Consider the following 14535-nt stretch of genomic DNA (forward strand, 5'->3'; position numbering starts at 1 on the left):
ATCACCGTGGGCGGCGGGGCGGCGTGTCCGTCCGCGCGCCGCTCGTCCCAACCGGGCGAATCGGATAACCGCAGGTCAGAGCTACTTTCGCCAGGTGTCCGAGTGGGTCTGTGACTGCTGCGGGCGGTGGCGGGTGAGCGTCGAGCTGATCCGGGGCCGCTACCGCTACCGGCTGACCCGCCGCTACCCGGAGCGGTTCGGCGGCGGCCGGAACGTGCTCGGCGAGGTCGGCTCGGTGCCCGAGCTGGAGGAGCTGCTGCGTCGGCGTACCCCATTGAGCCTGGCCGACCTGCGCGAAGCCGCCTGATCCCGCTCGCCGGCGGGCCGCGGCCCGGCTGATGATCGGCCAACCGGCGGATGCCGGCATCACGATCCACCCGGCAGCCTCGTCTGCATGCGTGGCGGGCGCCGGACGGCGTCGCCGGGAAGGGGACGCGATGCGGTTCGAAGCCGCTACGGAGATCGCTGCCGACGTCGAGCAGGTGTGGGCGGTGCTGGTCGACGTGCAGCGCTGGCCGGAGTGGACGGCCTCGGTGTCCCGGGCCGAGCGGGGGGAGCCGGGCTCCCTCAGCGTCGGCGCGACTGCCCGGTTGACCCAGCCGAAGCTACGGCCGGCGGTGTGGCGGGTCACCGAGCTGACCGGGCAGCGCGAGTTCGTCTGGGTCTCCGACACCCCCGGTGTGCGGACCACGGCGGAGCACCGGCTGCTGCCGCTGCCCGACGGGCGTACCCGGGTCGAGCTGGCCGTGAGTCAGTCCGGGCCGCTGGCCGGCCTGATCGGCTGGCTGTACGGCGGGCTGCTGCGCCGCTACGTGCGGATGGAAGCCGACGGGCTCAGGCGTCGCTGCGAGCAGGGCTGACGGCCGACTTCTCCAGCACGGCCAACGGGTTGCCGTTCGGGTCGGGCCGGTGCGCCACGATCCGGTAGCCGTGCCGCTGGTACAGCTGTAGGTTGCGCGCGCTGCCCGCGCCGGTGAAGAGGGTGAACCGGGCCACCCGGCCGGAGCAGGCCTCCTCGATCGCGGCGAGCAGCCGCGCCCCGACGCCCCGCCCCTGCTGGTCCGGGGCGACCGAGAGGCGCCCGACGTGTGCGATGTCACCGTCCAGGTGAGCCCGCACCGAGCCGACCAGCCGGTGCCCCAACCGGGCGGCGAGCACGATGGTCGGGCCGGCCAGCACGGCCGCGACCTCGTCCAGTGTCTCGGTCAACGGTGGCAGGAACGGATCGCTGTAGTGCTGCGCCTCGCTCAGGTACGCGGCCCACTGCACGGTGAGGATCTCGCCGGCGTCCGCGACACCGGCCGGGACGATGCTCGCCTCGACGCTCATCGGGGCAGCACACCACAGCTGCCGTCGCCACCGACGGGCGGCCCGGCCGCGCCGGCCCGTACCCTGCCGGTGTCCGGTCGAGGTCGAGGGGGAGCGGTGGCCGAGCTGACGTACCCGGAGGTGGGGTCGACCCGGCACGGGCCGCTGCCCGGCGGGTACCACCACCTGCGCCACCGGTATCCGTTGCCGGACGGCTGCTTCGAGACCGCGGCCGAGGCGGTGCTGAGCTGGCGGCTGCACCGCGCCGCCGGCGTCCGGATGCGTACCGACGCCCCGCGAGCCACCGACGGTGTGTCGGTGACCGCCGGTCTCGGCGTCGGCCCGGCGCGCCTCTGGGGGCCGTGCCAGGTGGTCTGGAGTGCGGATTCGCCCACGCTCGCCGGCTTCGGCTACGGCACCCTGGCCGGGCACCCGGAGCGGGGCGAGGAGGCGTTCGAGGTCGTCCGCGACGACGCCGGCGCGGTTTGGTTCGAGGTGCGCGCGTTCAGCCTGCCGGACCGCTGGTTCACCCGCGCCGGGGGCCCGGTGGTCCGGGTCGTGCAGCACTCGTACGCGTGGTGGCTCGGCCGCACCCTGCGCCGGCTCTGCGCGGGCCGCTGACCTCCGCGCAGTGGTCAGAAGCGGGCGAACGAGCGGATCGGGGCGCGCGGGCCGTACTTCGGCGCTTGGAGGCCGGCGGCCTCCAGCAGCAGGCAGACCCGGCCCCGGTGGCCCCGGAACGGCTCCAGCAGGGCCAACATCCGGGCGTCGTCGCCCCTCGGCTCACCCGCGAGCGCCCAGGCCACCGTGTTCGGGATGTGGTAGTCGCCGACGCTGACCGCGTCCGGGTCCCCGTACGCGATCCGGACCACCTCGGCGGCCGTCCACGGCCCGATGCCGGGGATCGCGGTCAGCCGGCGGGTGGCCTCGGTGGCGTCGGCGCTGCGTTCCAGGCGGTCGGCGAGCGCTGCGGCGCGACGCAGCGTGTCGGCCCGGCGCTGCTCCACCCCGAACGGGTGGAACACCCAGTACGGAGTGGCGGCCACCGCGGCGGCCTCGGGCGGCAGGAGCAGCGGCTGCAACGGGCCGGGCGCCGGCTCCCGGAAGTGCCGCACGGTCGCCGCGTAGGCCCGGTACGCCTCCTTGCCGGTGACCTTCTGCTCGAAGACCGCGCGCAGCAGCCGGGGGAAGACCTGCCCGGTCGAGGGCATCCGCAGCCCCCGGTGCTCCCGGGCCAGCCGGGCGACCAGCGGGTGCGCCCCCGCCAGCTCGGCGAAACCGGTCAGGTCGTCGCGCAGCCCGGCGATCGCGTCGGCGCGGGCCAGGACATGTTCGGCGCCCGGCCCGTAACCCTCGGCGAGCAACTCGCCCCCGGCGGGCCGTAGCGCGAGAGTGGCCGGTCCGTCCGGGGTGCGGGTGGCCCACCAGAAGGTGCCGGCGGCGACGCGCGCGCACGGGTCGTACGGGCTGAAGGTGAGCGCGCGGACCGAAGCGGCCAGCCGGTAACCGACCGGCGGGTGCAGCACCCGGGTCGCGGCGGGCTCGGTTGTGGTCACCAGGCCACTGTGCCAGGCGTCGAGGCGGAGCCGGAGGCCGGTATACCGGCGCGCTGCCGGATCCGGCAGCAGCGTGAAGACACCTTCTGTCGACCTTTGTGCCGCATTCGTGCCCACCGAACGGCCAGAATTAAACGGGCTAAATGGTGCAAGACCGTTATATGTAACGATTGCCGGTGGGCCGGGTACCGATCGTGTGGTTGTTTGATGGCCAGTAGGTGAACATGCTGCCTCGGGCTCACCTGCGGTGGCCGCAACCGTCCGGAACGGGCAGGGCCGGGCCCGGGGCTGGGTGGTGATCGGGGATCCGCGGCAGTCGCAGCGTGCGCCTCAGCCATGCCCGGCTCGTCGCGCAGCGTCACGGGGAGCTGTGGAGAGGCATGCAGTGTTGGCTGCGCGAGTGAATGTCCGGTCAGAACGGCCTGCCGCATGATCGCCCTACGGATCTACCGCGCGCTGCCCCCACCCCTCCGGCGCCGACTGGTCAACCTGCTTCCCGCGCACCGGCGGATGGCGGTCGTGCGTACCCTCTCCCGACCGGGCGGTAGCGCCACCGTCCACGCGCTGGGTGCTCGGGTGACGGTGTCCGATGGCGGCGTCCGTATCCGCGCCGAGGTCGTCGCCGCGGCCACGCCGTTGGAGCTGTGGCACCGCAACCTGACGGCCGTCACGAGCGTGCTGGAGTCAGCCGGCATCGACTACCACTGCCTGCGCAATGACGACTACCTCCGCAGTTCGATCGCGGTTCTCGACGACCACCGTGCCGCCGTAACCCGGCTGATGCGTTCGGCACCCGCGCTCGAGGGCGCGCACGTCCGGACCGTCGAGGTGCTGCCGACCCGGGATCAGCCGGAGGCAGCGCCGGCCGAGGTGTTCCAGATCTGGTTCCCGGTGACCGACGCCCGGGCGGGAGTGGTCCTCGGCGCGCAGTTCGCCTGCGAGGTCGAGTTCTGGACGCGACACCACGACGTGGTCCGCGCACCTCGGCACAACGCGGTGATCGACGAGGCGCCCACCGAGGCGGAGCCGGTCCGGGTCGCCGCCGCGCTGCTCAGCCACTTCGTGCCGGAGGCCGACGACCACACGTACCGCACCCGACGCGATCTCACCGTTCGTGCCCCGGACCGGGTGGGTTTTCCGATCGACGCCGTCTACACCTGGGTGGACGGTTCGGACCCGGAGTGGTTGCGGCGGAAGATGGCCGCGCTCGGTACCCCCGATGGTCCGCTGCACGCGATCGCCGCGAACACGTCGCGTTACCACAACCGGGACGAGCTGCGATACTCGATGCGCTCGCTGCACAGCTTCGCGCCGTGGCTACGCCGGATCTTCCTGATCACCGACAGTCAGTTGCCCAACTGGCTCGACCCGGGCCACCCGATGGTCACCGTCGTGTCGCACGCCGAACTCTTCGCCGACCTCGGCGGTCAGTCGTCGTTCAATTCCCACGCCATCGAGTCCCGGCTGCATCGCATCGATGGTCTGGCAGAGCACTTCCTCTACCTCAACGACGACGTCTTCCTGGGGCGGCCACTGCTGCCGACGCACTTCTTCCACGCCAACGGGATCGCGAAGTTCTTCCTGTCACCGGCGCAGTTCGGGCTGGGCGAGGCGAAGCCGAGCGACCCGCCGGTGAAGGCTGCCGGCAAGAACAACCGCCGGCACATCCAGCGGCAATTCGGCGTCACGATCACCCAGAAGATGAAGCACACTCCGTTCGCACTCCGGCGCAGCATCATGCGGCAGATCGAGGTCACCCTGCAGGCGGACGTGACGGCCACCGCGCAGCACCGCTTCCGCCACCACGGTGACCTCTCGATCCCGTCGTCGCTGCACCAGTACTGGGCGTACCTGACGGCACAGGCGGTCCCGGGCGACATCGAGTACGAGTACGCCGACCTCGGTCATCCCTCGACGCCCGCTCGCCTCGCCGAGTTGCTTGCTCGACGGCACCGCGACGTCTTCTGCCTCAACGACACCGACTCGGACCCGAACGTGTTCGAGGAGCAGGAGAGCATGCTGGCCGACTTCCTGCCGCGCTATCTGCCCTTCCCGGCCCCGTTCGAGCTGCCCGACGACGTGATTACCGAACGCCGGAAACTCGGGGCCACCGACCGGTGGCGACAGGCTCGCGGTGCCGACCGGCGCGGCAGGCAACTGGACGCGCCGACGACCCCCGCGCTCCGGGTCGGCAGGCACGCGGACGCGGTGGTGCACAAACCCCGGGTCGGTCCCCGGCTGGACGCGCCCACTCTGCCCTCGGGCCGCATCGCTGCCGGTCGACCGGTCGACCACCAGACGGAGGCGCGCCGCCCGAGACCGGACCTTCCGCCGCGTTAGGGGTCGGTGTCGAGGCTCCGCTCAGCGGGCCCGGTTGCGGATGCTGGCCCGCTCGAACTGACTGGCCACGGGGAAGTAGCTCTCGAGGAAGGTCATGACGATCCGGCTCTGCTCCTCGGCGTCGAGCAGACCGTGGTGAGTGTCGTTGAGGCAGAACGTGTCGTAGCTCCGGGTCGTCATGATCTGAGTCAGCTGCGGGTGCTCCGAAGGCTCGCCGGTGTTGACGTAGCTCATCCGGATGCTTCCCGGCACGGACCGCCCGGTGAGGTAGCCGACGTAGTGGTGCAACGAGGACGCGACCGAGACGTCGGAGTGGGACCGCAGCTGGGACGCGGCCGTGAGCTTCACCTCGTCGGCGAACTGGCGATCCAGGTCCATTCCGACGCGGCGGGTCATCGCGTACGGCGCGTGCAGCAGGCCATGGGTCAGCGTACGACCGAACGCGTTCCGGATCAGCTGGCGGTTGTTCTTCGCGGCGCTGAAGTTGAAGTCGTCCTCAGCGTCGACGTCGAGCATGGGAATCGGCGTCGGCGAGAAGAAGAACTTCGCCAGTCCGGTCGGATCGAAGAACATCGTCGGCCGGACCGGGCGGCCCAGGAAGAAGTCGTCGTTGAAGTAGATGAAGTGCTCTGCGAGGCCGTCGATGTGGTGCAGTTGCGACTCGATGGCGTGTGAGTTGAACGTCGGCAGGGTGCCGCGCCCCCCGAACAGCTCGCGGTGATCCACGACGTGGATCCGAGGATGGTCGGTGTCGAGCCAGGTCGGGGTCTGCCCAGCCGTCACCACGTAGATGTTGCGCACCCAGGGGGCGTACATGTCGATGGAGCGCACCGAGTACCGCAGCTCGTCCCGGTCCCGGAAACGGGCCGACCCGTCCGCCGCTGCGAGCGGCTCCCGGCCCAGCTCCGCGAGGACCCGGTCCTTGGCCGCGCGCCACTGTGGGTCGTCCCCGTCCACCCAGGTGTAGACGACGTCGATCGGGAAGTCCAGGTCGGACATCAGCCGGTGGTTGAAGGGCTCGATGGTGGGGAACTGCCGCCCCCGCACGGTCAGCGTGGCCGGCGTCACGGCCGCCAGCGGGACGCTGGAGCCGAGCAGGGTGGCGCGGGTGGCGACCAGTGTGGACTCGTCCGGCGACAGATTCCAGAACTCCACGTCGCAGCCGAATGCGGGACCGTAACGGAGGCTCCGTGACGACGACACCACCGGCTGGAACACCCGCAGACCGGCGGCCTCGGCGGCCCGGCTCTCGGTGGTCAGGCACGCTGCCAGGGTCACGGCCGTGACCCTGGCACGCTGGGCGAGGGTCTCGGCGTAGACGGGTGCGGCGGCGAACTCCTCCGCGAGAACGTCGATGACCGCGCTGCGAAGCTCCGGGGCGACCACCACCCGATGCCGCACGCCGTGGTCGCGTGCCACCCAGTACGGGATGTTGCGCCGTTCAAGGAGATTGGTCACCGTCGCGAAGTTGGCGTACGCGACATCGGCGGGTGTCATGTCGTCCCGAACGATGCTCAAGCGACCGCCGCAGCGGACCAGCCCCGCGACCGTCTCCTGGATACGCGCCTCGATGGTCGCCACGTCGGGCCCGCTGGTGATCTGGCCGGCGCGGGAGGCCGCGGGAGCGAAGCCGGATCCGCCGGTGCGTCCGATCCACGCGGCGAGCCGGTCGGTGCCGGCCGCTCCGTTGTCATCGCGCGCCGCGATGAGTTCCGCGAAGAGTTCCTCCCAGCGCCGCATGATCGGCCCGATGCGGTAGTCCTCGGCGGCGCGCAGCGCGCTGGCCCCGAAGTCCTGCCGCAGCCGCTCATCCGCGATGAGTCTCATCATCGCCTCGGCCAGACCGTCCACGTCGCCGGAGTTGACCAGGAACCCGTTCTCGCCGTGGGTGATGATCTCGGCTGGACCGGTCACGATGTCGTACGCAACCGCGGGGACGCCGGCCGCGAACGCTTCCAGCAGCACCAGCGGGAGCGCCTCGCCGTCGCGCGAGGAGAGCAACGCGATGCTGGTCTTCGACCACTCCTCGACCATCCGGCTGGTCGGCCCGAGCACCTGCACGTTGTCGCTCAGACCGAGGTCGGCGGCGAGACCGCGCATCTCCCCGAGCAGCGGGCCGTCGCCGAAGACCCGCAGCGTCCAGTCCGGATAGTTGTCGGCGACCGTGCGGAAGGCGCGGATGGCGTGGTCGATGCGCTTCTCCGACACCATCCGACCCGCCACACTCACCACCGGGTTGCGGAGGCTGGACCGGGGCCGGAAGCCATCGGGGATGCTGTTCGGGATGACCTCGATCCGCGGACCGGACGCCGCGAAGGTGTCGACGAACCAGTCCCGGGTGCGATCGGTCAGCACCACCAGCGCGTCCAGTCGAGGCGCGAACTGGAACAGCGGCTCGCCGGTCCCGCCCCGCAACTGCGACGGCCGGTGCTCCTGGTGCACGGTGACCACGGACGGCGGTGCCAGCGTGACGGCCATGGCCATCAGCGCCGGCGAGGAGGAGACGAGCACGTCGGTCTCGAGCGACCGCAGTGCCCGGTCGATTTCCAGGTCAGCCAGGCGGCTGCCCTGCTTCTCCCAACGAGCCGGCATCAACAGGCTCCGGCTGCGGTACAGCGTCTCGTACGTCTCGTCGCTGACGCGCGACGGTCGGGTCGGTCGCGGCGTTGGGCCGGTCAGGTCGACGAGGTAGCGCATCCGTACCCGCTCGTCGGCCTGGAAGAAGCTCTCGTCGCTCGTGCGGTAGACGCTGATCACCTCGACCTCGTGACGCCGCGCGAGATGATCGGCCTGGGTGAGGATGGCGCGTTCCGTGCCGCCCATGGCGTCGGCGGTCAGCAGGAGGAATGTGATCTTCAACTCGGTGTCCCCGTGAAACGTGTGAAGCGGAGGCAGGCCACCGCCAGATTGCCGGCTGGGGTGTAGTACGGGCGGTAACCAGCGAACTCGTCGCCGTCGAGAGGCAGGACGGCCCGGCTGACGCGGAGGACCGTACGCGGGTCGGCAAGGTCGTGCAGGAACCGGCCGAGCCGGACCACGCGGGTGGCGGAGATCCGCACCCACGCTTCCCAGATGACCTCCTCACCCGGCTGGCCCAGTGCCAGGTCGGCGAGGGGTACCACGAACTCGAAGCCGTCGTCGACCGGTGCGATGGGCACGACGACGTCGGCGCCGTCGCCCCGCGGCGTGAAGATCACCGCCGGAGCGTCCTGCGGCCGTACGCCGACGAACCGGGCCCGGATCCGAGCCTCGGTGTGGCCGGTCGCGAGCTGGACCACCTCGGCCCGGGCGCGCGCCCCTCTGACCGTGAGCTGCGCGAGCCCGTCTCCGCTGAGCCCTGGCTGGTACAGCCACCCGGACACCGGGTGCGGCGGGTTGCCCACGGTCGGTCCGTCTCGTTCCGGGGTCTCGTCGACCGTCAGGGAGAAGTGACGTTCACCTGCGGTGCCCGCGTCCACCGCGAGCCCCAGCGACCAGGTGCCCTTGCTCAGCGGAATCTCGTCGGCGGCGTCACCGAGACGAGCCATCACCTCCACGGCGAGCCGATCGTGCTCCCAGCGGACCGTGGCCGGGCAGCGGAGCGTGTCGTCGTCGTGAACGAAGAAGATCTCAGCCTGGTCTGCCGGTTCGGTGCCGGCTGGCAGCACCGCGTGCACGTGCAGCGTGCGCCCGTCGAGCACGGCGAAGAAGTCGCAGTCGGCCGTAGGTAGGCCGGCTACCGGATCGTGCCGTAGTCGGGTGACCCGCTCGACGAGCCGGTCGGTGACCAGACCGGCGCGGCGGCGGGCACCGTACATCGCCTGCAACAGGCGGGGCTGTGTCGACCGGTTGGGCGGGGTCACCGGACCCACCCGGGTCGGTTGAACGCCGTGTCGACGCCGCCCGGCGCGGGGGCCTCGGGGAGGTACTTCGCCGCCCGCTGCGTCGCCGTCATCCTCGCCCGCTCCGCTTCGACCTCGGCCGGAAGCTCGAACGGCGCCCGGAACGGAAGGTACGCCGAAAGGAAGTCGGTCAGCATGGCGATCTGCTCGGAGAGGAGGACCTCGCCCGAGTCGGTGTCGTTGAGGCAGAACACGTCGCAGTGCCGCCGGGTCAGCAGATTGGCCAGCTTCACCGGGGTGGACGGGTGGGCCAGGTCGGCGTACGTGTACCGGATCGACCCGGGCACCGCCAGGCCGGAGAAGAACGACCAGTAGTGCTGCAACGAGGACGGGATCGAGAGATCGTTCGGGTGGCGGAACTGATGCGCGGCGGTGCCCACCACCTCGGCCGGCAGGTGGCGCTCGATGTCCTCCAGGACGCTCCTGCGCAGCGAGTACGGGACGTGCCGCATCTTCTGCGTGATGGTGCGCCCGAACCGTTCCTCGATGTGCCGGCGATTGTTCTTGCCGGCCGCCGTCACCGGTGCGTCGTAGACGGTCGCCGGGCCGACGTCCAACTGGGCCGGCGACGGAAAGAACTTCGCGATGCCGTTGGCGTGGAAGAACGTGGTCGGGAGCAGCGGGCGCCCGAAGAACATGTCGTCGTTGACGTAGATGAAGTGCTCGCTGAGGCCCGGGATGCGGTGCAGCCGGGACTCGATGGCGTGCGAGTTGAAGGTCGGAAGCAGGCCGGTGTCACCGAAGATCTCGCGGTGGCGCACCACCCGCACCATCGGGTGCTCGACGTCCAGCCACGGCGGGACCTGGTCGTCGGTCACCAGATAGATCTGCCGGACCCACGGCGCGAACGACACCACGGAGCGCAGTGAATACCGCAGCTCGTCGCGGCTGGCGTAGCGGGAGGCGTGCGCGCCGACCAGATTGATTTCGGCCTGACCGTGCTCGCGCAGGGCCGCGTTCTTCCGGGCCTGCCAGTCGCTGTCGTCACCGTCCACCCAGGTGTAGACGACGTCGATGGGGAAGGTGACGTGCTCGTGGCCGAGGCCAGCGAATTCGGCCCGGGTGCGGTAGGTGGCCGGCCCGCCGGCCGGCACGAAGCGGCTGAGCTGGGACGCCGGGACGCGGATCGTCTCGCCCGTCTCCGGCACGGCCGCCGCGACCTGGTTTCCGCGCGGGGCGACGAGAGCCGTCTCGGGCTTCTCCTGGGGCGAAACCGTGCTCCAGAATTCGACCTCACAGGCGTAAGCGCTGCCGAGGACGGTGTGCCCGAAGGGATCGGTGACCGCATGGAAGACCTGTGCGATCGCGTCGGGGTCGTTGGCGCTGGCCTCGCGGCGGCCGGGGTTGACGAGGCGCAGGGTGATCCCGTCGGTCGACGTGGCCCGGCCGAGCACCTTGAGCACCTTCGCCCTGTGCTTGTGCGACACGGCGATGGCGCTGCGCAGGTCGTCGGCGTGACGCACGTGGAAACCGTCGATCCCGGCCTCGTCGAGCGCCCGGGTCACCAGGTCGAGGTTGCGCTGCCGGAGGGCCAGCGGCGTCGCCTCCTCGACGACCCGAGCATCCACCCGGTTGCCGTCGACATCCCGGACCTGTCGCACCTCACCGGGCGCGGACCGGGACCGGCGGACGGCGACGCGGGTCAGCCGACGGACGAGCCAGAGCTGCCGCTCCGGCGGCACAAGCTGGATGAGTCGCTCCCGGTACGCCTTCGGCACCACACGGTGGGGACGCAGCATCATCCTCGACCGCCGTTCCGACGCGTCCGCGCGCTACCCGCGATCCGGTGGCACGGGCCGGCCGGGCCACTCCGTACCGACCGCGGAAGGGCAGCGATCACCCTGCTTCGCACCCCGTGCCCCCGTTCCCAGTTGTCAACCGCTGAGAGGTCGACGTCGTCCCATCGCCGGTGCGGGCATGCCGCACGGGCGGCCGGCTGAGCCACGCCGGTCGCGCAGCGGAAAGGTACCAGTGTGATCTCCGCCCGGACACCCTCTCCTCACCTCGGGGTAACTGTCCGTTCGGATCACATCGGGCAAATCGTGCATTTATGGTTCACGACGTTCCTGGACACGACGGCGGCCGGCCGCGCCCTCCCTGGCGACGACCGACCACCGTGTCCTCGTGGCGAACGGGCTCAGTACGAGTAGCCCGAGCTCCCGGCGTCGTTCGAGCCGCTGTCCGCCGGCGGTGCGACCGCCTTCGGCGTGGAGGTGGGCAGGCAGCTGAGGTTCTTCTTGCCGTCCGGCTGGACCACGAACCAGGTGCCGCCAACAGCCTGGCCCTTCCACTGGCCGGGCTTCTTGTCACCGATGTAGCGGTACACCGGCCAGCCGGCGATGGTGAGCTGACGGGTGCCGTCCTGGCGGGTCACGCTGCTGACCTTGTCGTCGGAGACGCCCTTGAGCTCCGGGTTGCCGTCGGTCAGCGCCGGAGGCCACACGTCGGCGCACTTGTCGACGCAGTTCGACGAGGGCGGGTCGGCGGTGTCCTTGTCGAAGCGGTACAGGATCCAGCCGTCCTGGTCGGTGACCACCTTGCCCATCCGGGCGACGCTCTTGCCGACCAACTTCTCGGTCAGGTCGACGTTCGCGGGCGGCGCGTCGGCGGCCGGCGCCTCCGCGGACGCCGAGGCCTCGGGTTCAACCGTCGCGGTGGGCTCGGCCGCGGCGACGGCGACCGGCTCAACCGCGCTCGAGTTCGCCCCGTCGTAACCTGCGGGAGCGCAGGCCGTTAGTGCGACCATCGCGCTCGCGACGATGACGGTCCGCTTCATCTTTGCCACGTGCCCTCCTCATTCTTGACAGTTCACCCATAGGTACGGCGGGCGGGCTGTCAAGGTTGAAGTAGTAACAGTGGTCAATTTCACTTCTGTTGATTGAACCGATCCGGGCGGCCATGCGTACGCCCGCGCACGGGGTGCCTCCCGTAACGACAGATCGGCACCGGTCATTGTGGCAATGACCGGCGCCGATGCGGTACGAGAGCCTACAGGGGCACCGTGACCAGCGGGCTCGCCACACCGTTGGCATCCACCGACTGCACCTGGAGCTGCTTGATGTCATCCACCAGAGCAGACGTCGAGGCACTCAACTCAAGGCCCTGCGGTCGGTTGTTGGTGCCATAGCCACTACTCGGCACCGACCAGGTCGAGATGACCTCGGTGCTGGCGTTCTTTCGCACCACCACCAGCCGGCAGGTGCGTGGGCCGGGCAGCTTCCGCAGACTGAAATTGATGCGCGTGCCATACTCCCGTTTCACCAGGAACATGGTGGTCTGCACACCGGTGGTCGGGTCGGTGGCCTCGACCTGGTCGCCCTCCTCCTCGGTGCCGCCGACGCCCGGGCCGCTCGGCGGAGCCGTCGGCCCGCCCGTCGCCGGGTCGTTCGGTGCGCTCGGCGTCGAATCGGCGAGCACCCCCGGCGGCGGATCGTTGCCGGTCACGCTGACGAAGCCATACCCGGTCAGACCGCCGAGGACCACCACCGCGGCGGCGGTCGCGAGCATCTGACGAAACCGGGTACGCCGCCGGTCGGCCCGGACCGCACCCAGCGTCCGGTCCAGCAGCGCCGGGTCGGTCGCGGTCTGCTCCAGCGCCATCATCGTCTCGCCGTCGATGTCGGACAGCAGCCCGACCACCGGCACCATCGTCTCCAACTCGGCCGCACACGCCCAACAGGTGGCGAGATGCTCCTCGAACCGCTCAGTGTCCTGCTCGTCGAGCACGCCGAGCGCGTACGCCGCGACGTCCATGTGGTCCGGCCGGCTCATTCTGTCACCCCCCGCTCCTGCAGAGCCGTGCGCAGCGCGCGCAGCGCGTAGTAGACCCTCGACTTGGCGGTGCCAAGCGGCAGCCCCAACTCCTCGGCGGCCTCCGGCACCGTCCGCCCCCGGAAATACGTCGAGATCAGGATTTCCCGGTGCGACTGGCTGAGCGTACGCAGCGCGTCCGCCACCGTCATGGTGCGCAGCACCCGGTCGGTGCTGTCCGCCTCGGCGAACGCGGTCAGGTCCCGGTCGTACGTCTCCGGCGGCCGGGCCTCCTGGCTGCGGTGCTCGTCGATGGCGATCCGGCGGGCCACCGTGACCAGCCACGGCCGCAACGAACCCTGCCCCTGTGTGCCCAGGCGGTGCGCGTTGCGCCAGGCCCGCAGCAGCGTCTCCTGGACGATGTCCTCCGCGCGCTGCCGGTCCCCCCCGGTAAGGCGCATGACGAACATCAGCAACGGACCGGCGTGCTCGGCATAGAGCAACCGGATCAGTTGGTCGGAGTGGCTCGCCTCGGTTGACGTCGCCTGATGGCGCCCGGGCGCCGGTCGCGGCGTCACCGGACCATTCTGGCGAGACGACGCGCGCGCGTCGACCCCCCGGGCAGACGAAGTCGGCCGCGACGAGGGCCGCGCCGACAACCAGTCCGGGCGGACCGCGTCGCCATGCCAACCGGCCGCCACCGCATGCATGCAGACCTCCGGGGTGTCCGTTACCAACGTCAGCCCACGAGGCGGGCCGCCCGGTGGTACGCAGCACCGCCCCGAACGGATCAACAAACGGCGAAAAAAGTTTGCGCGCCGCTGTCCCCGGTGGACGGTCAGCGGCGTACGGAGAACAGGCCCGGCGGTGGGGGATCGGAGCCGGTGGCGTCGGCATCCCGGACCACCTGCGCGCCGCTGGCGAAGCGGTCCAGCTCGTCGCCGGCCACCACCCGGCCGGGGAACCAGTCGCCGGCTGCGCGCCGGCTCAGCTCGGGCACCGGCGGTGTGGCCCGTCCGGCGACCAGCACCAGATTTCCGTACCGGCGACCCCGCAGCACCGCCGCGTCCCCCACAAGACAAGCCTGCGGCAACACCGCGCGGACCGTGGCGACCTGCCCACGGGCGTGCCGCAACGGCGGTCCGTCGGCCACATTCGCCAGATACCAGCCCGCGGGGCGGAGCACCCGGGCCACCTCGGCCACATACTCCACCGACGTGAGGTGGGCCGGGGTGCGGGCACCGGCGAACACGTCGGCGACCACCACGTCGTAGCTGGCGTCCCGGGAGGAGGCCAGCACGGCCCGCGCGTCCTGGACACGGACCCGCAGCCGGACGTCGGACGGCCACGGCAACGCTCGACGGACCAGCTCCACCAGAGCACCGTCCACCTCGGACACCCGCTGGGTCGAACCGGGCCGGGTGGCGGACACGTACCGGGGCAGGGTCAGGGCACCGCCGCCCAGATGCAGCACCCGCAGCGGCTCACCAGCCGGTGCGATCAGGTCCACCGCGGCGGCCAGCCGCCGCACGTACTCGAATTCCAGGTGGGTGGGGTCGGTCAGGTCGACGTGCGACTGCGGGGCGCCGTCCAGCAGCAGCGTCCACGAACCGGCCCGGTCCGGGTCCGGAACGAGCTCGGCCTGCCCGGTGTCCACCTGCTCGACCACCCGGTCACCCGCCCGTTTGCGTCCCATCGCA

Annotated in this window: 13 protein-coding genes; 4 read left to right on the forward strand and 9 right to left on the reverse strand. The window is 71.0% G+C overall.

Translation table 11 applies throughout. The features are described from left to right. Positions 1-94: 94 nt before the first annotated feature. Positions 95-307, forward strand: coding sequence for a hypothetical protein (locus OG811_RS18740; protein WP_099851492.1), 213 nt, complete (start codon positions 95-97; stop codon positions 305-307). 130 nt (positions 308-437) lie between these two features. Then, on the forward strand, positions 438-860 hold the full coding sequence (locus OG811_RS18745; RefSeq protein WP_406067479.1) for an SRPBCC family protein: 423 nt from the start codon (positions 438-440) through the stop codon (positions 858-860). Here OG811_RS18745 and OG811_RS18750 read toward each other — a convergent pair. After that, the gene (locus OG811_RS18750) at positions 835-1329 is read right to left on the reverse strand and encodes a GNAT family N-acetyltransferase (protein ID WP_406067481.1); all 495 of its coding nucleotides are present in this window, start codon (positions 1327-1329) and stop codon (positions 835-837) included. The genes OG811_RS18745 and OG811_RS18750 overlap by 26 nt on opposite strands. 96 nt (positions 1330-1425) lie before the next feature. Here OG811_RS18750 and OG811_RS18755 point away from each other — a divergent pair, with 96 nt between their 5' ends. Further along, the gene (locus tag OG811_RS18755) at positions 1426-1929 is read left to right on the forward strand and encodes a DUF1990 family protein (protein WP_406067483.1); all 504 of its coding nucleotides are present in this window, start codon (positions 1426-1428) and stop codon (positions 1927-1929) included. 14 nt (positions 1930-1943) lie between these two features. Here the strand turns inward: OG811_RS18755 and OG811_RS18760 are convergent, their stop codons facing one another. Beyond that, complete coding sequence (locus OG811_RS18760; protein WP_406067484.1) at positions 1944-2864, reverse strand: DNA-3-methyladenine glycosylase family protein; 921 nt, start codon at positions 2862-2864, stop codon at positions 1944-1946. A gap of 429 nt (positions 2865-3293) precedes the next feature. Here OG811_RS18760 and OG811_RS18765 point away from each other — a divergent pair, with 429 nt between their 5' ends. After that, positions 3294-5204: a stealth family protein gene (locus OG811_RS18765; RefSeq protein WP_406067485.1), complete on the forward strand. Its 1911-nt coding sequence runs from the start codon at positions 3294-3296 to the stop codon at positions 5202-5204. 21 nt (positions 5205-5225) lie between these two features. Here the strand turns inward: OG811_RS18765 and OG811_RS18770 are convergent, their stop codons facing one another. The 7 genes from OG811_RS18770 to OG811_RS18800 form a co-directional block, all read right to left on the reverse strand. Further along, positions 5226-8063: a Stealth CR1 domain-containing protein gene (locus tag OG811_RS18770; protein WP_406067486.1), complete on the reverse strand. Its 2838-nt coding sequence runs from the start codon at positions 8061-8063 to the stop codon at positions 5226-5228. Continuing rightward, positions 8060-9046 carry a hypothetical protein gene (locus OG811_RS18775; protein ID WP_406067487.1) on the reverse strand — a complete coding sequence of 329 codons (987 nt, stop codon included), beginning with the start codon at positions 9044-9046 and terminating at the stop codon, positions 8060-8062. Before OG811_RS18775 ends, OG811_RS18770 begins: the two co-directional genes overlap by 4 nt. Next, on the reverse strand, positions 9043-10824 hold the full coding sequence (locus tag OG811_RS18780) for a stealth family protein (RefSeq protein ID WP_406067488.1): 1782 nt from the start codon (positions 10822-10824) through the stop codon (positions 9043-9045). Before OG811_RS18780 ends, OG811_RS18775 begins: the two co-directional genes overlap by 4 nt. A 398-nt stretch (positions 10825-11222) precedes the next feature. Beyond that, entirely contained in the window at positions 11223-11870 is a 648-nt protein-coding gene (locus tag OG811_RS18785; RefSeq protein WP_406067490.1) for a hypothetical protein, read from the reverse strand. A gap of 203 nt (positions 11871-12073) precedes the next feature. After that, positions 12074-12856: an anti-sigma factor family protein gene (locus OG811_RS18790; RefSeq protein WP_406067491.1), complete on the reverse strand. Its 783-nt coding sequence runs from the start codon at positions 12854-12856 to the stop codon at positions 12074-12076. After that, positions 12853-13545: a sigma-70 family RNA polymerase sigma factor gene (locus tag OG811_RS18795; RefSeq protein ID WP_406067493.1), complete on the reverse strand. Its 693-nt coding sequence runs from the start codon at positions 13543-13545 to the stop codon at positions 12853-12855. Before OG811_RS18795 ends, OG811_RS18790 begins: the two co-directional genes overlap by 4 nt. Positions 13546-13673: 128 nt before the next feature. After that, positions 13674-14531: a spermidine synthase gene (locus tag OG811_RS18800; protein WP_406067495.1), complete on the reverse strand. Its 858-nt coding sequence runs from the start codon at positions 14529-14531 to the stop codon at positions 13674-13676. Between the last annotated feature and the right edge of the window lie 4 nt (positions 14532-14535).

The sequence above is a fragment of the Micromonospora sp. NBC_01638 genome, from assembly GCF_045209745.1.
In the GTDB taxonomy this organism is placed as follows: Bacteria; Actinomycetota; Actinomycetes; order Mycobacteriales; family Micromonosporaceae; genus Micromonospora.